Consider the following 17,306-nt stretch of genomic DNA (forward strand, 5'->3'; position numbering starts at 1 on the left):
GTGACAGCCGACGGGAACCCTTGCAGAGAGAGGATGTCCAAGAACAGCTCACTCGTCTCACGCCGCCGTTCTTCGGGTCCGGCACCACGCTTGGCTGAACCGTAGTCCTCATGACCTCACCGTCCTAGGAAATGCCGAACGCCAGCGACACCGTCACCGCGATCGTTACAACGACGTGAGTAGTCGTGGCCGACGTCATTGCGAAGTCCTCCATCGACTTTCAGACGAACCGTGAACAGGGGGAGCTGCGCTACGTCGCCTGCCCTGTGTCCGCACTGGTGCCGCCCATCTCGCTGGTCGCCGTCGGGCTGCTGTGAACCGTTAACGTCGCGTCGAGCCCCACTGAGAGCACGACCTCGTCACAGCTCCTGTCGGGGGCTCGATTCGCGACCGTCATCGTCCCCGCAAGCTTCAGGCGGGCGAGCAGGGAGGAGTAGTGGAGAATGGCGTCCACCGTGTCGTCGTCGAGGACGACAGATCCTCCGTTCCACAGAACAGTCTTCATTTCAAAGCCTTCGAGGATCGCGGAAAGGCCCGCTCCCGGGCCGGGACCAGGATGCGGTGACTCCACCGTACGGGCGAGCTGTCCTTGATTCCCATGAGATCGAATCGATCGATCGCGCTTGTAGTCGCAGAGGCATCTTCCCGCCGCTGCAGGTCATGTCAGACAGCGGCGATGAGCCCGGCCAGGGACTCGAGGGCACCGGGGACGAGGCGGTAGTAGGCCCAGGTCCCCCGCTTGTCGCGGGTCAGGATCCCGGCGTCGACGAGGACCTTCAGGTGGTGCGAGACGGTGGACTGACCGAGTCCGAGCGGCTCGGTGAGGTCGCACACGCACGCCTCCTGACCGTCGTGTGCGGCGATCATCGAGATCAGTCGCAGCCGCGTGGGGTCCGCGATCGCGCGCAGCGAGCGCGCGAGCTTCTCGGCGTTCTCCGTGCTCATCGCCTCGCGGGTCAGCGGTGCGCAGCAGGCGGCGACGTCCGTCAGGGGGAGCATCTCGAGAACGGCCATGCCCCATCTTCCCATTGGATCGACGTGTGTCGATATAGTCGGCCGTGCCTGCATCGACGGAGATCGATGCGGTCGTCCCGTTCCGTCGACGCTCAGGAGTTCCGATGACCGCCCCCACCGTCCTCTTCGTCTGCATCCACAACGCGGGACGCTCGCAGATGGCCGCCGGCTACATGCGCACCCTCTCGAACGGCGCCGTCGAGGTGCTCTCCGGCGGGTCCGAGCCCGGCGACCGGATCAATCCGACGGCGATCGCCGCGATGGCGGAGGAGGGCATCGACATCTCGCAGGCCGTGCCGGTGCTGATGACCACCGAGCAGGTGCGCGAGTCGGACGCCGTGATCACGATGGGCTGCGGCGACGTCTGCCCGATCTTCCCCGGCAAGCGCTATGAGGACTGGTCGCTCACGGACCCCAAGGGCAAGTCGCTCGACGAGGTCCGTCCGATCCGTGACGACATCAAGGCGCGCGTCGAGGCGCTGCTGGCCGAGCTGCTGCCCGCCGGTCGCTGACGCGACGAGCCGAGGATCCTGCCATGACCGTGCTGCTGGCCGTCCCGCCCCGCACCGATGAGCGCCGCCTCACCGGGCTGCCCGTCGCGGTGATCGGCGCCGGCCCCGTCGGCCTGGCTGCTGCCGCGCAGCTGCTCGAGCGGGGCCTCGACGTCCTCGTCTACGAGGCCGGGGACAGTGCCGGGGCCGCCGTGCAGCAGTGGGGTCACACCCGGCTGTTCTCGCCGTGGGAGTACCTGGTCGATGCCGCCGCCGGGCGCCTGCTCGACGCGGCCGGCTGGGAGGCGCCCGCTGCGAAGAAGCTGCCGACCGGGCACGAGTTCGTCCGCGACTACCTCGCCCCGCTCGCCGCGACGCCGCAGCTCGCCCCGGTCCTTCGGTACCGCTCGCGTGTGACCGCCGTGACCCGCGAGGGCATGGACCGCACCCGCTCGGTCGGCCGCGCGGGCACCCCGTTCCTGCTGCGCCTGGACACCCCGGAGGGCGCCGTCGACGTCACCGCTCGCGCCGTCATCGACACCTCGGGCACGTACTCGACGCCCAACGCTCTCGCCTCGGCCGGCCTCGATCCGATCGGCGCCGCCGACGTCGCCGAGCACCTCAGCCACGCGCTGCCCGACGTGCTCGGCAGTGACCGCGCCCGCTTCGCCGGAAAACGCGTCCTCGTCGTCGGCGCCGGCCACTCCGCCGCGAACACCCTGATCACGCTCGCCCGCCTCGCCCGCGAAGAACCGGGCACAAGGATCACGTGGGCGATCCGTGGGACCAGCCCGCTCCGCGTCTTCGGCTCCGGCGACGACGAACTGGAGGAGCGCGGCAAGCTCGGCGGCTCGGTCCACCAGCTCGTCCGCGACGGCGCGATCACCCTCCTGGACCGCTTCGAGATCGACCGCCTCGAGAAGACCGCCACCGGCCGCGTCACGGTGAGGGGTCGCCGCCGGAAGGAGCGCGAGAGCGTCGAGGCCGACGTCGTCGTGCAGGCCACCGGGTTTCGGCCCGATCTCGGCATGCTGCGCGAGATCCGCGTCTCCCTGGACGAGATCGTGGAAGCGCCGCGCGCGCTCGCGACGCTGATCGACCCGAACCTGCACTCCTGCGGCACGGTCGATCCGCACGGCGTTGCAGAGCTCGCGCACCCCGAGCCGAACTTCTACATCGCCGGCATGAAGTCCTACGGCCGTGCCCCGACGTTCCTCCTGGTCACCGGTTACGAGCAGGTCCGGTCCATTGCGGACGAGCTCGCGGGCGATCACGCTGCCGCTCGGCGCGTGCAGCTCGTGCTCCCCGAGACCGGCGTCTGCTCGACCGATATCGGATCCGCCGGAGGGAGCTGCTGCTCATGATCGCGGTCCGGGCGATGCTCCCCGAGGACTGGGTGGCGGTCGAGGCGATCTACCGCGAGGGCATCGCGACCGGGCACGCCACCTTCGAGGCCGAACCGCCGACGTGGGAGGCGTTCGATGCCGGAAAGCTCGACGTAGGGCGCCTGGTCGCCACTGACGGCAACCAGATCCTCGGCTGGGCCGCGCTCTCACCGGTGTCGAGCCGGCCCGTCTACCGAGGGGTGGTCGAGCACTCCGTCTACATTGCGTCGTCTGCCCGCGGCCGCGGAATCGGCGCCGAACTCCTGCAGGCGCTCATCGACGCCGCAGGCACCGCAGGACTCTGGACGATCCAGTCGAGCATCTTCCCCGAGAACACCGCCAGCCTCGCCCTCCACGCCCGCGCCGGATTCCGACGGGTCGGCACCCGCGAACGCATCGCGCGGATGACCCACGGACCAGCCGCCGGCACCTGGCGCGACACAATCCTCATCGAGCGACGACGACCTGATTGATCGATGTTCGACGCCATGCCGGGTCCTTGACTTCCGGCAAGAACTGAAATCTGTAGGCTCGCGCTAGGCCGCGAGGTGGGTCGACCACCCGAGGTCGTTGCCGTTGATGTCAATTCGAGCCATGATGGTCACGAATCGGCATACGTACGTCTAAAGCCAGCTACCCGGCTGGCTTTTCGCGTTAATGGACGACCCTCCCCCGAGTCGTCGAGGCGGTGGCGATGACCGCGGTCCGCGGTACCTGGCGGAGCTCGATGCCGCCGTGCCGCGGCGCCGCACGCACGTCGCGTTTTCTGGCCCACGATGTCACCCCCTACGTTGAAAATGGGCGATCGATCGATCACCCGACAAGCCGGCCCCGAGCCGGCTTTTTTCATGCCCAGGATCGAGCAGCAACAGCTCTCCTGGCCCCCTCCTCTCCTGCCAGCGCTCGAATGATTGCTGGTAGTGAGCGACACCGAGTCACCCGGCTCGGTGTGATCCGAACGCGTTCGCGCGTTCAACACGCGGAGGTCACCATGAACCCGCTCTTCGAGATGCTGCAGGGGGAGGTGGACCCCAACGTCGTGATCGTGTGCGCCACGATCTACTTCGTCGTCAACAAGGTCGAGGATCTCGTCCTCGTCTTCTGGCCGACGAAGAAGCCTGCACGACTGAAGGCCCGTCTCAACCGCAGCCGCCGCCGCAAGGCCTAGCTCGAAAACCGACCCCCTCCGCTGGGGGGAGAGCTCTGTCTTCTAGCGCCTCGCAAAACATTGGCTTTCTGAGACACCCCGTCGACGGCCGGTTCGAGGTCAGACTCGGCCGGATCGGCGGAAGTCTCGCTGTCTCAACAACTTGTCTCGCAGTCGGTCCAACGGCTGCGTGCACATCCGCTCCGTGTCGGTCTAGAGCGTCGCGGGCGGTCTGGTGCTCGCCCGGACGATCAGCGAGGTCGGCACTAGCTCGACGACGGGCTCGTCGCTGACCCCGTGCGCGAGCTGCTCGAGCAGCAGCTCGACGCACTTCGCGCCGACCGCGCGGTAGTCCTGCCGGATCGTCGTCAGCGGCGGTGAGAAGTCCTGAGCCTCCGGGATGTCGTTGAAGCCCACCACGCTGACGTCCTCGGGGATCCGCAGCCCGTGCTCCGCGAACGCCCGGTAAACGCCCAGAGCGGCCTCGTCGCTGGAGACCAGCACGGCCGTGCAGTCCCCGCTCTCGGCCAGGGCGGCGGCGTGCAGGTATCCGCCGTCGGAGCGCCAGTTGCTGTAGCGGGCGGGCGGCACGGGGGCGCCGGCCTCGAGGAGCGTCTCCCGCCAGGCCGCCTCGCGGCGCTCGGACGCGAAGGAGCCGCGGGGTCCGGCGATGTGGTGCACCGTGCGGTGCCCGAGCTCGAGCAGGTGCTGCACGGCGGCGCGCACGCCGCCCGCCTGATCGGCGTCGACGACGGGCCCGTGCGCTCCGGCGGCCGCGTTGACGAGCACGCGGGGGATCTCGGGGAGGGTCAGCTGCGCCGTGTCGCGCAGGTAGGTCTCGACGACGACGATGAGGCCGTCCACCGCCAGCTCGCCGAACCGGGTGAAGGCGCCGTTGAGCCCGGTCTGGCTGGGCGCGGAGACCGGAACGAGTGTGATGGCGTAGCCCGCCTCGGCCGCCGCCGAGGCGATCGAGTCCACGGTCCGCATCATGCCGAAAGTGCCTAGACCCAAGAAGGCGATCCCCAGGGTGCGGAACGATCCACTCTTCAACGCGCGAGCCGCGCTGTTGGGACGGTAGCCGAGGGCGCGCATCGCGTCCAAGACGCTTTGCCGCGTTGCGGGGACGACATTGTTCTGCCCGCTGGCAACCCGCGATGCCGTGACGGGGGCCACGCCGGCGAGACGCGCCACGTCCGCCAGTGAGGGTCGGCGGGAGGCTTCAGTCATGCCTCCATCCTGGCTTGGCTGGCCCGAGGTCAGAGGTCGGCCGTGGTGGTGACGATGCGATGGGCGATGTAGTTACGCTCCGCGGTCACCGGTCGTGCGCATCGGCGGTGGCGAGGGCATGCCGGAGGAGCCGAAGAGTCTTCGGCCCTACTCCGTGGAGACTCGCGAGGTGGTCGAGGCCCACCCGCCGCACAGCATCCACGTCGCGCACCCCCGCCTCATCCAAGGCACGGGCAGCCGGGGCGCCGATCCCGGAAAGCTGCCGAGACTGTGAGCCGCATCGGTAAACGGCGTCGTTCTCACAACGCAAAATGATGCCTCGCTGCCGAGGCCGATCTTCGCGGTGCGCTTGTCGCAGTTCAGGAGCGGACGAGGCGGGCGATGGCGTCGGAGGCTTCCTGGATCTTGATCTTTGCTTCGTCGCCGCCAGCGGCTGCGGCTTCGAGGACGCAGTGGTTGAGGTGGTCGTTGAGCAGACCGAGCGCGACGGATTCGAGGGCGCTGGTCATGGCGGAGATCTGGGTGAGGATCTTGATGCAGTACTGCTCGTCGTCGACCATGTTCTGCAGTCCACGGGCTTGGCCTTCGATGCGGCGCAGGCGACGCAGGTACTGGTCCTTGTTGGAGATGTAGCCGTGCACAGCGTCGTCGTGACCCTGATCTTCTTGCTCGCTCACAGCGTCTCGTTCCCCTCGGTCGTGTGTGCGCTTGGTGCGCGGTTCGCGGTCGTCTGCCCCGCGACGTCTGGTGCTGCGCTCGTGGAGCGCCGCGGTCTGATGGCGGTACGGAGCACCTTTTCAGCCGTGCGGAGCGTCTTCCGCATACTCTAGGGGGGTATATGTCGGCGGCCGCTGGGGCGCCGTGTTGTGTTCTGCAACGGATGGCCGGGAGGTGAGAGTCGTGATCGTGTCGACTCTTCCGGACCGGTCCGCGGCCTGGACGCGCGTCCTACTCGTGGTCCTCACGCTCGCTGGTCTGCTGCTGGGGGTGCTCGCGATGCACTCGATGATGGGCTCCCACACCGATGCCGTCTCGGCCGGGAGCCACTCGCACGCCGCCGCGTCCCACCCGGATGAGATGACCTCCGCCGCCGGGACGTCGGCTGCGATGAGCGCGGGCGCGACGGCCGACAGTGGAGCGGCGTTGCCGATGCTGCCGTGCGATCAGAGCTGCGCGATGGGGTGCGCTCTGATGGCCGCGACCTGCGTCATCGTGTTCTTCCTCGCCGGCCTGATCCTCCTCGCTCGTGTTCCGGCGCTGTTCGCGCGCGTCCTGGACGCGGGGCCGCGAGTGCTGCGGCTGCTGCCGCGCGCACGATTCCACGTCTATCTGCCCTCATTGACCGTTCTGTCGATCAGTCGCACCTGATTCGCCGGAGTCGTCGCAGCGTCGCTGCGACCTCCACGACCGCGCCGCCGGCGCCGTCGACCGAATCGTGTTTCGACTGAACGGACCAGAATCCTCATGAACACCACGCGCACTCTTCTTGCGAGCACCCTCGCTCTCGCGACCGCCCTCACCCTCGCCGCCTGCTCCTCCGACTCCTCGTCGGGCATGGACGGCATGGACGGGATGAGCGGCAGCAGCTCGTCCGCATCGAGCACCCCGTCCTCGTCCACCGCGGAGGCAGCGGATTTCAACGACCAGGACGTGATGTTCGCGACGATGATGAAGCCCCACCACGAGCAGGCGGTGGAGATGGCCGACATGATCCTCGCGAAGGACGGCATCAGCTCCGACGTCACAGACCTCGCCACCCAGATCAAGGACGCTCAGGGTCCCGAAATCGAGCAGCTCGAGGAGTGGATCACCGCCTGGGGCGGCGACGAGTCGATGTCCGGAATGGACCACAGCATGGACGGGATGATGTCCGAGGAGGACATGTCCGCGCTGGACTCCGCGACCGGAGCCGAGGCGGAGAAGCTCTTCCTCGAGCAGATGACGATGCACCACGAAGGTGCTGTCGAGATGGCGCAGACCGAGATCGACGGCGGCCAGAACGCCGACGCAATCGAGATGGCGAACACCATCGTCACCACGCAGACCGAGGAGATCGCGACCATGCAGTCCCTCCTCGCCAGCCGCTGACCCACCCCTTTCCCCTGACGGGGCAGACGCAGTCACCCCCTGCTGCGTCCTGCCCTGGCGCGTGCTAAACGCCGCGCCCGGTTGGGGGTCGCCGTACCTGGCGACCCCCAACCCCTTTTCCTTCGCGCCCACTGTCGGCGCTCGATCCAGAAACGTTCCCGCATGCACCACACGACACCCCGCCTCCCTACCCCTCAAGGAGCGCGCCTGTGACCACCCCCACCCCTGCCGCCTACCCCCGCCGACGCGACCTCCGCGCCACCTCCGCCACGGCATCCCCCACCGCTTCCCCTGCCCCCGACGGTCATCCCGTCGAGGCGGCACGGGAGGGGCGACGGAGCACCTACACGGCTCCCTCGCGTGCGGCGGCGCAGGCGTTGCGGCACGCCACCCGGGCCGCGACGCGACGCCGGCCCGCTCCTGTCGGCACGCCGACGCGCAGCCCGAGGGTCGCGGCGGTGTCCGCGATGACGCTCGTCGCGATGATCGCCGTGACCTCCTCGATGCCCGCGTTCGCCGTCAACTCCCCCACCTCCCCCACGAACGTCGCCGCGTCGGCGGGAGCGGCGCCGCAGACGTTCGTCGCGGCCGCCGCCGTGCAGCACACCGTCACCCGCGACTCGTTCGGCGCCGAAGCGAGACCCGAAGTCCTGGTCCCGACCACCGTCGTCGCCGCGCTGGCCGACGAGGCCGAGGCTGCGGAACCCGTCACCACATCGGGACAGTGGCTGCTGCCCGTGTCCGGACGGATCTCGAGCACCTTCGGGCCGCGGCCCGACGTGCCGGTCGCGGGCGTGAGCGCCTTCCACAAGGGCACCGACCTCGCCGCCTCCTGCGGCACCCCCATCCTCGCCGCAGCAGACGGGACGGTGGAGGAGGCCGGATACGCGGGCTCCTACGGCAACTGGATCCTGCTCGATAACGGCGACGGCATCGAGACCGGATACGCCCACAACAGCGAGCTCCTGGTCGATGTCGGCGACACCATCGCCGCCGGAGACGTGATCGCTCTCCTCGGCTCCACCGGCGCCTCCTCCGGCTGCCATCTGCACTTCGAGACCCGAGTGGACGGCACCCCTGTCGACGCCGAACAATTCATGAGCGAGGCCGGGGTGAGTCTTGGCTGAGCGCGCAACACCCGTCCGCCGCACGGCGGCCGCCCTTCTTGCAGCACTCGCCCTCAGCGCAGCGATGCTGCTCCCCGGGCCAGCGGCACAGGCGGCCGAGTACCCGACGTGGGAGCAGGTGCAGGCCGCCCGCGCCGATGAGAGCAGCACGCAGCAGCAGATCACCGAGCTCACCGGACTGCTGGATCGTCTCGCGGCGGACGTCGCGGCCGCTCAGCGCGAGCAGGAGCGGCGCGGGCGAGAGTACGAGCAGGCGCAAGCCGCGTTCGATCGCGCCAACTACCGTGCGCAGAATCTCCAGGATCAGGCCGACGCAGCCGACGCGCAGGCGGCGACATCGCAGGTGCAAGCCGGACGATTGGCGGCGACCCTGTCCCGCACGGCCGGGTCCGACCTCACCATGACGCTGCTGACCGGCGAAGACAGTGGAGACCTCCTCGACCAGCTCGCGACGATGAGCAAGCTCGCGGAGAAGACCGACACGATCTACACCAGCGCCGTCACGGACGCGAACACTGCCCGCGCACTCACCGCCCAAGCGGACGTCGCGGCCACGGAACTCGATCAGCTCGCACAGCAGTCGCAGACCGCGTTGACGGACGCGATCGCCGCCCGTAACGCCGTCGACGCGCAGCGCGCTGAGCAGGAGCAGAACGCGGCCACGCTGCAGGCTCAGTTGAGTGTCCTCACGGAGGATCGGGCGGCGACCGAAGCCGACTTCCAGCGCGGACAGGACGCCCGCCGGGCTGCCGAAGCGGCAGCCGCCGCGCAGGCCGCGCAGGCCGCGGCCGCCCGCGCAGCGCAAGCCGCCGCGACCGTCGTGCGTCCCGTCTCAGCACCTGTCGGCGGAGGCAACGCCGCGGTTCCGACCAGCACGGGATGGGTGAACCCGGTGTCGGGGTGGATCTCCTCCACGTTCGGGCCGCGCCCCGAACGCCCGGTCGCCGGGGTGGGCGCCTTCCACTACGGCACCGACATCGCCGCCGGCTGCGGAACCCCGGTCGCTGCGGCCTCCGCCGGGACCGTCGCGTACTCCGGCCCGCTGGGCTCCTATGGCAACTGGGTCCTCCTGGATCACGGGAACGGCATCCAGACGGGCTACGCCCACAACAGCACCCTCCTCGTCGCGGAAGGACAGACGGTGAGCGCCGGGCAGAGCATCGCGCTCGTCGGCTCCACCGGAGCATCCTCCGGCTGCCACCTCCACTACGAAACCCGCATCAACGGAGCCCGCGTGGACCCCCAACCCTTCATGAGTGCCCGCGGAGTGACCCTTGGCTGATCACCGCACCACACGTCGACAGGTCAGCATCGCCGCCGCGGTCGCGACGCTGCTCACCCTCACCGCCTGCACAGCCACCCCGACCCCTCCCGCCCCGAACGCACCCGCGTCTTCCGCGACGCTCGAACACGTGCACGGTCTCGGCTACGACCCGGTCACCGGGCGCACCTACGCGGCCGCCCACTCCGGCGTCTGGACGATCCCGACCGACGTCCTCCCCGACACCTACCCCGCCCCCGCCCCGGGCGCCGGACCGGCGGAGCAGAACGGTCCGATCGCGGAACGGGTGCAGGACACGATGGGGTTCACCGTGACCGCCGAGGGCGTGTTCTACGCCTCCGGGCACCCCGACCCCGCCGACGCGGCCGCCTCCGCGGCCGGCCCGAACCTGGGACTGATCCGCAGCACGGACGCTGCCGGGACGTGGGAGCCGGTGTCCCTGAGCGGGCAGACGGACTTCCACGACCTCGCCACCGCCGAGCTCGAGGACGGGACGACGCGCGTGTACGGATACGACGCGAGCGACGGCCGGATCCGTCGCAGCGACGACTCCGGGACCACCTGGACACCGGTGGCCACCGTGGCGCTGCGAGACCTGACCGTGGACCCGGACCGCCCCGACCGGGTCTACGCGACGACCCAGGGCGGGGTGCAGGTCAGCGACGACGCCGCGTCGACCTTCCGCCCTCTGGACGGTGCGCCCACCCTGTACCTGGTGGAGGCGACCGGCGGTGGCGCTCTCGCCGGTATCGATGTCGACGGGACCGTGTGGACAGGGTCCGCGGATGGCGCATGGGAGCAGCACGGAGTCGTGACTGGAACGCCGGAAGCGTTCACCCTCGTCGGCGGCGAGACGGTGTGGGTTCTCGCCGCCGACGAGCGCGGCATCGTCGCGAGCGATGACTACGGGGTGACCTGGACGGTGCTGCGCTCCTTCTGACCTGTCGGCACCGTGCCGCGCTCTCGCGCAGCGCGGGTGGAGGCTTCCGGGGTGAGATCGAGGCGGCGCAGCAGCTGCGCGTTCACGGCGACGACGACCGTCGACGCGGACATCAGCAGCGCCCCGACCGACATGGGCAGCACGAATCCGATCGGCGCGAGGACTCCGGCTGCGAGGGGGACGGAGAGCAGGTTGTAGCCGGCGGCCCACCACAGGTTCTGCTTCATCTTCCGGTAGCTCGCTCTCGACAGCTCGATCACGGACAGCACCGATCGCGGGTCGTCGGAGGCGAGGATCACCCCGGCGGAGGCGATCGCGACGTCCGTGCCGGCGCCGATCGCGATCCCGACGTCCGCCTGCGCGAGGGCGGGGGCGTCGTTGACACCGTCGCCGACCATCGCGACCCGGCGGCCCTCCTTCTGCAGCTCGATGACCTTCGCGGCCTTGTCCTCGGGCTTCACGCCCGCGAACACCCGATCGATACCCAGCTCATCGCCCACGGTGCGCGCCACCGCTTCGGCGTCGCCGGTGATCATGACGACTTGCACGCCGATCGCGTGCAACGCCTGGACAGCCTGTCGGGACTCCTCCCGCACCTCGTCCGCGAGCCCGAGAGCGCCGATCACCTGGCCGTCCTGGAGGACGTGCAGGATGATCATCCCGTCGCTCTCCCAAGCCCGAGTCTGCTCGAGCGCGGCTACGCGGTGTGCGGTCAGCATCGACGGCCCGCCCACGCTGACCTGCGTCCCTTCGACGGTCGCGGTCACGCCGACAGCGGTCGACGCCTCGAACGCGGACGCCTCCGGCACAGAGACGCCCCGCGCCTTCGCGGCCGCGACGATCGCGCGGGCCAGCGGGTGCTCGCTGTCCGCCTCGACCGCCGCAGCGACCGCGATCAACCGCTCCTCCGACACCCCGTCGACGCTGTGCACGATGCTGAGGGTCGGCTCTCCCTTGGTGAGGGTGCCGGTCTTGTCGAACAGGACGGTGTCCACTGTGCGCATGCTCTCGAGCGCGAGCCGGTCCTTGACCAGCACGCCGCCCTTCGCCGCGCGCTCTGTCGCGATCGACACGACCAGCGGGATCGCCAGGCCCAGCGCGTGCGGGCAGGCGATCACGAGCACGGTGATCGTGCGGATCACCGCCTCGTCGGGACTGCCGAGCAGACTCCAGACGATCGCGGTGATGACACCCGCGCCGAGCGCGAACCAGAACAGCCACGCCGCGGCGACGTCCGCGATGCGCTGAGCCCGGGAGGAGGAGTTCTGCGCCTCCATGACCAGCCGCTGGATGCCGGCGAGGGCCGTGTCGTCCCCGACCGCCGTCACCTGCACCCGCAGTGCGGTGTCGGTGGCGACCGTCCCCGCGACGACCTGCGCGCCGGGTCCACGGCTCACCGGCCGCGACTCGCCGGTGATCATCGACTCGTCCACGTCCGCGGTTCCCTCGATCACCCGGCCGTCCGCCGGCACGCGGCCGCCCGGGCGCACGATCACGACGTCCCCCTGCACGAGATCCGCCGGGGACACCTTCTCTGCAACGCCCTCGCGGATCCGCTCGGCCTCATCAGGCAGCAGCGCGGCCAGAGAATCCAGAGCCGTCGACGTCTGCGCGAGGGAGCGCATCTCGATCCAGTGCCCGAGGAGCATGATCACGATCAGCAGCGCGAGCTCCCACCAGAAGTCGAGCTCGTGATCCAGCAGCCCGAGGCTCGCGCCCCAGGAGGCGACGAACGCGACCGTGATCGCGAGAGCGATCAGCAGCATCATCCCCGGCGTCCGAGAGCGCAGCTCCGACACCCCGCCCTGCAGGAATGGCTTCCCGCCCCACACGTACATCACCGTGCCGAGCACGGGCGAGATCCAGCCGATCCCCGGTACGTCCGGGAGGGAGTATCCGAGAATCATCGAGAACATGCCGCTGAACACGACCACCGGTACCGCGATCACCAACATGATCCAGAACAGTCGCCGGAACTGACCCACGTGGTCGCCATGACCACCATGGCCTCCGTGACCGGCATGCATGTCGTGACCGGCAGGCATCGAGTGCCCGTCACCCGACGCCGGCGCACCGTGCATCTCGTGCCCGGCGTGGCCGTCAGGCGCGGTACTCACGTGATGCTCACCGTGACCCATCGCCCCCATGTCGTGACCGGCGTGCGGATCTGACCCGCTCGCGTGCCCGAACTGCCCGCCTGCGTGGCCTTCATGCTGCGTCATCGTGACTCCTCTCGACCGTTCCGGCCTCAACCGAAGGTATACCCCCCGGGGGTATTAAGTAACAAGGCGGTCCTCGGCTGCATTCCCTCGCCATCATCGGTCGCGCGTTTCGTTCGGGTTCCGAGCCGTTGCAGATCGGGTCGGCAGCGTCTCCAATGAACGGTCGTCCATAGAACACCTCGGAAGGTCAGGTCACAGATCGGCGTGTCTGTGTTGCACGGCCCGTGTCCGAGAGCTATGTACCGTCAGCGACGTTCGCAGTACATTTGGGGCATGGCTTCGATCGGATACGCGCGCGTCTCGACCCGGGATCAGAATCCCGATGCTCAGACGGACGCGCTCGAGGCCGCCGGCTGCGACAAGATCTTCGTTGAGCACGCCTCCGGTGTCCTCGCCCGCCGTCCCGCTCTCACCGATGCGCTCGACTATCTCCGCGAGGGCGACACGCTTGTCGTAACGAAACTCGACCGGCTCGGCCGGTCCGTCCGCAACCTCAAGGAGGTCGTCGACGGGCTCCAACTGCGCGGGGTGGGGTTGAAGGCGCTGTCGCAGGGCATCGACACGACCACGCCGGGCGGGCGACTGTTTTTCCATATGCTCGCGGCGATCGCGGAGTTCGAACACGACCTCATCGTCGAACGCACCCACGACGGACTCGCCGCCGCCCGCGCCCGCGGCCGGAAAGGTGGCGGCCGATTCAAGATGACGCCGACGAAGGCGAAACAGGCGCGCGCGATGTACGAGCAGAAGAGCTACACGGTGCAACAGATCGCCGAGACGTTCGGGGTCTCCCGCGGCACCATCTACCGCCACCTCACCGAGGACACCGGGCGCGCGTGAAGAGGTGAAAGGCGATGGCGCAGTGGACAGTCGACGCGAAACTCGCCCTTCTGCGCCAACACGACGACGACGGCGTCCCCTGGACCCGCCTCGCCGCCACCGCAGGCGTGCCGGCGCGAACGTTGAGCCGGTGGGCACAGCAGTACCGAACCCATCCGACCGGCGGCGGTCTCGAGCGGCGTCCCCGATCCGATAAGGGTCAGCAGCGGACATCACGAGAGATCGTTGAGGCGATCCAAGCGCTGGCGCTACGGCGCCCGGAACCAACCGCCGCGTTCGTCCACCGCCGCGTGAGCGGGCTCGCCCAGGATCGCGGCGTCTCCGCGCCGAGCTATTCCACTGTGCGAGCGGTCATCGCTGCGATTGACCCGGGCCTGCGCACCCTGGCGCAGCACGGGGACGCCGCCTACCGGGATCGGTTCGAGCTGGTCTACCGCCGCACAGCGACCCGCCCGAATGAGCAGTGGCAGGCCGACCACACGCTCCTCGACGTCGCAATCCTCGATAAGAAGGGAGAGCCGGCTCGGCCGTGGCTCACGATCGTGCTCGATGACTACTCCCGCGCCGTCGCCGGATACACGCTCTTCCTCGGCGCTCCGACTACGGAACGCACCGCTCTGGCCCTGCATCAGGCCATCAACCGCAAGACCAACCGGGCGTGGCCCGTGATGGGCCTCCCCGATGTGCTCTACAGCGATCACGGCTCCGACTTCACCTCGGCCCGGCTCGAGCGAGTCTGCCTGGACACCCACGTCCGTCTCATCCACTCGCGAGTCGGCGTGCCGCAGGGCCGCGGGAAGATCGAACGGTTCTACGGCACGATCACCACCGAACTCCTCCCGCACCTCCCCGGCCACATCCCACACGGCACCAACGGCACCCCGACATCCCCTCCGGCGCTGACGATGGAGCAGCTTGACGCGATCCTCGAGCGCTTCATCGTCGAGGAGTACAACGCACGACCGCACTCTGAGACCCGCGAAGCTCCGGCGAACCGGTGGGGCGCGTCCGGGTTCATCCCGCGCGTCCCGGCCAGCCCGGACGAGCTCGATCTGCTCCTGCTCACCGCCGCCGCAACGAGGAAGGTCCAACGCGACGGGATCCAGTTCGCGTCCACCCGATACGTGTCACCCGTCCTCGCCGCCTATGTGGGTGAACACGTGACCGTGCGCTTCAACCCGCGCGACGTGGGCGAGATCCGCGTCTACTTCAACGATGCGTTCCTCTGTCGAGCGATCGCCCCGGAACTCGCCGCCGACGAGATCTCGCTCGAACAACTTCAAACCGCCCGCGCCGAGCGCCGCCGCGCGCTGAAACAGCAGCTCCGCCAGCGTCGGAGCCTCGCCGACGCGCTCCCCGACGACACCCGCTACCTCCCGCCCACCGAGACTGCCGACCCGGAGCCGGCGCCACCCGAACCCGCTCCGCCCAGGCACGGACTCCGGCTCTATGCGACCGATTAATCCCAAGCACACTCTCATCTCCCAGAAGGGTGATGACGGACGCCGCTTCCTGACCGGCGCGTTCGGTGAGATCAACGACAGCGCCCCGCCTCTCCCCGATATGCCGCCGTTTCAGAGGACTCGGGAACACCGCCGGTTCGCGGAGTTCGCGGACACCGTCCGCGCCCACCGCTACATCGGGCTCTGCTGGGGACCACCCGGCGTCGGAAAGACCCTCTCCGCACGCCACTACGCCGGAGCCGACGACTGGGAACAATGGCAAGCGTTCGTCACAGACGACCTCGGCCCCGTTCCCCCGCGCGTGCTCGAAGCGCGCACCGCGATCTTCACCCCCACCGTCGCCGCGACCGTCCGGCAGATCGACGTAGGCCTACCGCGCGCATGCCAAGCGATCTCCTACGCGCTCGACTACGCCGAACACGGACTCGTCGACCCCTACGTCAACGTCGAATCCCGATCCTCCGGTCGCACCGAACTGCTCATCATCGACGAAGCAGACCGCCTCAAAACCGCAGGCCTTGAACAAGTGCGCGACTACTTCGATCGTCATCACATCGGCGTCATCCTCATCGGCATGCCCGGGATCGAGAAACGCCTCGCCCGCTACCCCCAGCTCTACAGCCGCATCGGCTTCGCCCACGAATACCGGACCCTCACCCCCGACGAACTCACCGCTGTCCTCAGCAACCGGCTACCCGCGGCTCCGGACGCCGCGGACAGCGGAATCGCTCACGCCACCGCGATCGCCACGATCGTGCGCATCACCGCCGGCAACTTCAGACTCGTCGACCGCCTCACCACCCAAATCGAACGCATCCAACACCTCAACGACATCCCCGCGCTCACCCCGGAGCTCGTCGACGCCGCCAGAGAAGCACTACTCATCGGCCACTGACCGCTGCGAGTAGTCGGCCAAATACCGATGCGACTCACACTGCCGAGACGGATCTACAAGTTCGACACTACGAACTGAAGGACCGTCCCGTAAGGGGATCGTTTACCGGGTCGGCTTGGCGTCAGTTGAGGGGTCGACCAGCGGACGCCTCGTCAGCACGCAGGCGTCCAACAGTGACGTCGAACGAAGGCCCGGAAGGACTACTCAGTGGCGTCCCGCTGGAGTCGTGGGTCGCAGCTGCTCCGTCGTGACGGGAAGCGGCAGTGAGTAGTGCAACTGAGTGTCTCGTGTGTCACCCCAGTCGTCCTTCTTCACTCGGATCGAATCGGGAGACACCTCTGCGATCCGGACGCGGAGCCAGGATCCATCGTCCAGTCGCAGTTCGTGCGGGTCGGCGAGATAGCTCAAACCGATGTCATCGAGAGCTTCTTCGGCGGTCATCCAGTCCACGACGTCGGTGCGCTGGCGGCCCAGTAGGTCGATCACGATGAAACCGTCGTCCGCGGGCTTCATCCACCCGAGTCGTTCGCCGTCATCAGAACGTCGGTGCTCGATCCATGTCGCTTCCATCTCGGGAGGCTACCGAATCGCGCGAGGTCACTTCCCGTTGACGTCCGGTAGGGGGTCGTCGTCCGGCCGCCGAAGATGGCGTCTCGGCGTACCGAGATCTCCCGGCTCTCATTGTCCCGTTAGACCCGCCCGATGAAATGCCCGATGACGGGGCGTCAAATGACACACTGTGGGGATGGCAGCTCTCGTGGGATACGCCCGCGTCTCGACGGACAAGCAGGACGCGACCGCGCAGCGCGATGCGCTCGAGGCGGCCGGCGTTCCGTCGGACCGGATCTATGTCGATTCCGGCCTCACGGGTCGCAATCGTGATCGTCCTGCGCTGCGCGAAGCGCTAGCAGCGTGCGACACCGGATCGACGTTGCTCGTGACAAAACTCGACCGGCTCGCGCGCTCGATCACCGACGCGCGCGACATCGTCGACGAGCTGACGCGCCGAGGGGTGAAGCTCAGCATCGGGGGATCGGTCCATGACCCGGAGGACCCGATTGGCCGCCTGCTGTTCAACGTCCTTGCGATGGTCGCCGAGTTCGAGGGCGACCTCATTCGCTCTCGCACGAAGGAGGGCATGAAGATCGCGAAGGCGAAGGGTCGGCTGCGCGGGCGGGCGCC

Annotated in this window: 21 protein-coding genes and 1 pseudogene; 14 read left to right on the forward strand and 8 right to left on the reverse strand. The window is 68.7% G+C overall.

The features are described 5' to 3' along the window. Positions 1–250 precede the first annotated feature (250 nt). Together HRK28_RS19620 and HRK28_RS19625 are read right to left on the reverse strand one after the other, a co-directional pair. Positions 251–505 (reverse strand): hypothetical protein, encoded by a 255-nt coding sequence (locus HRK28_RS19620; RefSeq protein WP_173252808.1) that lies wholly within the window; start codon positions 503–505, stop codon positions 251–253. Positions 506–663: 158 nt separating this feature from the next. Then, entirely contained in the window at positions 664–1,014 is a 351-nt protein-coding gene (locus tag HRK28_RS19625) for a metalloregulator ArsR/SmtB family transcription factor (RefSeq protein ID WP_173252809.1), read from the reverse strand. 104 nt (positions 1,015–1,118) lie between these two features. Here HRK28_RS19625 and HRK28_RS19630 point away from each other — a divergent pair, with 104 nt between their 5' ends. The 4 genes from HRK28_RS19630 (at position 1,119) to HRK28_RS19645 (ending at position 4,058) form a co-directional block, all read left to right on the forward strand. Further along, positions 1,119–1,526: an arsenate reductase ArsC gene (locus tag HRK28_RS19630; protein ID WP_173252810.1), complete on the forward strand. Its 408-nt coding sequence runs from the start codon at positions 1,119–1,121 to the stop codon at positions 1,524–1,526. A 23-nt stretch (positions 1,527–1,549) separates the two neighbouring features. Beyond that, complete coding sequence (locus HRK28_RS19635; RefSeq protein ID WP_173252811.1) at positions 1,550–2,869, forward strand: FAD-dependent oxidoreductase; 1,320 nt, start codon at positions 1,550–1,552, stop codon at positions 2,867–2,869. Positions 2,870–2,883: 14 nt separating this feature from the next. Further along, a complete protein-coding gene (locus HRK28_RS19640) occupies positions 2,884–3,363 on the forward strand; it encodes a GNAT family N-acetyltransferase (RefSeq protein WP_173252832.1) in 480 nt (159 codons plus the stop codon). 518 nt (positions 3,364–3,881) lie between these two features. After that, complete coding sequence (locus HRK28_RS19645; RefSeq protein ID WP_173252812.1) at positions 3,882–4,058, forward strand: hypothetical protein; 177 nt, start codon at positions 3,882–3,884, stop codon at positions 4,056–4,058. 192 nt (positions 4,059–4,250) lie between these two features. On the opposite strand, the gene HRK28_RS19650 is transcribed toward HRK28_RS19645, so the two are convergent. From HRK28_RS19650 to HRK28_RS19660, 4 genes and pseudogenes are all read right to left on the reverse strand, one after another. After that, positions 4,251–5,030 carry a substrate-binding domain-containing protein gene (locus HRK28_RS19650; protein ID WP_254305066.1) on the reverse strand — a complete coding sequence of 260 codons (780 nt, stop codon included), beginning with the start codon at positions 5,028–5,030 and terminating at the stop codon, positions 4,251–4,253. An 87-nt stretch (positions 5,031–5,117) separates the two neighbouring features. Beyond that, a pseudogene (locus HRK28_RS20380) lies at positions 5,118–5,267 on the reverse strand (LacI family DNA-binding transcriptional regulator); the annotation flags it as partial. Between the two features lie 85 nt (positions 5,268–5,352). Continuing rightward, positions 5,353–5,577, reverse strand: a complete 225-nt coding sequence (locus HRK28_RS20935; protein WP_173252814.1) for a helix-hairpin-helix domain-containing protein — start codon at positions 5,575–5,577, stop codon at positions 5,353–5,355. A gap of 49 nt (positions 5,578–5,626) precedes the next feature. Further along, positions 5,627–5,944, reverse strand: a complete 318-nt coding sequence (locus HRK28_RS19660; protein WP_367948486.1) for a metal-sensitive transcriptional regulator — start codon at positions 5,942–5,944, stop codon at positions 5,627–5,629. Positions 5,945–6,221: 277 nt separating this feature from the next. Between HRK28_RS19660 and HRK28_RS19665 the strand changes: the two genes are divergently transcribed. The 5 genes from HRK28_RS19665 to HRK28_RS19685 all read left to right on the forward strand — a co-directional run bounded on the left by HRK28_RS19665 (position 6,222) and on the right by HRK28_RS19685 (position 10,704). Further along, a complete protein-coding gene (locus tag HRK28_RS19665) occupies positions 6,222–6,635 on the forward strand; it encodes a hypothetical protein (RefSeq protein ID WP_217274954.1) in 414 nt (137 codons plus the stop codon). A gap of 96 nt (positions 6,636–6,731) precedes the next feature. Further along, entirely contained in the window at positions 6,732–7,355 is a 624-nt protein-coding gene (locus HRK28_RS19670) for a DUF305 domain-containing protein (protein ID WP_173252816.1), read from the forward strand. A gap of 467 nt (positions 7,356–7,822) precedes the next feature. Then, on the forward strand, positions 7,823–8,482 hold the full coding sequence (locus HRK28_RS19675; RefSeq protein WP_254305067.1) for a M23 family metallopeptidase: 660 nt from the start codon (positions 7,823–7,825) through the stop codon (positions 8,480–8,482). Continuing rightward, positions 8,475–9,764 carry a M23 family metallopeptidase gene (locus HRK28_RS19680; protein WP_173252818.1) on the forward strand — a complete coding sequence of 430 codons (1,290 nt, stop codon included), beginning with the start codon at positions 8,475–8,477 and terminating at the stop codon, positions 9,762–9,764. The genes HRK28_RS19675 and HRK28_RS19680 overlap by 8 nt, the downstream gene beginning before the upstream one ends. Then, positions 9,757–10,704 (forward strand): F510_1955 family glycosylhydrolase, encoded by a 948-nt coding sequence (locus HRK28_RS19685; protein WP_173252819.1) that lies wholly within the window; start codon positions 9,757–9,759, stop codon positions 10,702–10,704. Before HRK28_RS19680 ends, HRK28_RS19685 begins: the two co-directional genes overlap by 8 nt. On the opposite strand, the gene HRK28_RS19690 is transcribed toward HRK28_RS19685, so the two are convergent. Further along, on the reverse strand, positions 10,668–12,785 hold the full coding sequence (locus tag HRK28_RS19690) for a heavy metal translocating P-type ATPase (protein ID WP_254305068.1): 2,118 nt from the start codon (positions 12,783–12,785) through the stop codon (positions 10,668–10,670). The genes HRK28_RS19685 and HRK28_RS19690 overlap by 37 nt on opposite strands. Here HRK28_RS19690 and HRK28_RS20385 point away from each other — a divergent pair. The 4 genes from HRK28_RS20385 (at position 12,699) to HRK28_RS19705 (ending at position 16,124) form a co-directional block, all read left to right on the forward strand. Then, entirely contained in the window at positions 12,699–12,875 is a 177-nt protein-coding gene (locus tag HRK28_RS20385; RefSeq protein WP_254305069.1) for a hypothetical protein, read from the forward strand. The two genes, HRK28_RS19690 and HRK28_RS20385, sit on opposite strands and share 87 nt — an antisense overlap. A gap of 324 nt (positions 12,876–13,199) precedes the next feature. Beyond that, the gene (locus HRK28_RS19695; RefSeq protein WP_173252820.1) at positions 13,200–13,766 is read left to right on the forward strand and encodes a recombinase family protein; all 567 of its coding nucleotides are present in this window, start codon (positions 13,200–13,202) and stop codon (positions 13,764–13,766) included. Positions 13,767–13,780: 14 nt separating this feature from the next. Then, positions 13,781–15,229, forward strand: coding sequence for a Mu transposase C-terminal domain-containing protein (locus HRK28_RS19700; RefSeq protein WP_173252821.1), 1,449 nt, complete (start codon positions 13,781–13,783; stop codon positions 15,227–15,229). Next, entirely contained in the window at positions 15,216–16,124 is a 909-nt protein-coding gene (locus tag HRK28_RS19705; protein ID WP_173252822.1) for an AAA family ATPase, read from the forward strand. The genes HRK28_RS19700 and HRK28_RS19705 overlap by 14 nt, the downstream gene beginning before the upstream one ends. 204 nt (positions 16,125–16,328) lie before the next feature. On the opposite strand, the gene HRK28_RS19710 is transcribed toward HRK28_RS19705, so the two are convergent. Further along, complete coding sequence (locus HRK28_RS19710; protein ID WP_173252823.1) at positions 16,329–16,694, reverse strand: hypothetical protein; 366 nt, start codon at positions 16,692–16,694, stop codon at positions 16,329–16,331. 175 nt (positions 16,695–16,869) lie between these two features. On the opposite strand from HRK28_RS19710, the gene HRK28_RS19715 reads away from it, so the two are divergent. Continuing rightward, on the forward strand, positions 16,870–17,306 hold a 437-nt coding region (locus HRK28_RS19715; RefSeq protein WP_173252824.1), incomplete at its 3' end, for a recombinase family protein.

Source organism: Rathayibacter sp. VKM Ac-2835 (assembly GCF_013266705.1).
Lineage (GTDB): Bacteria > Actinomycetota > Actinomycetes > Actinomycetales > Microbacteriaceae > Rathayibacter.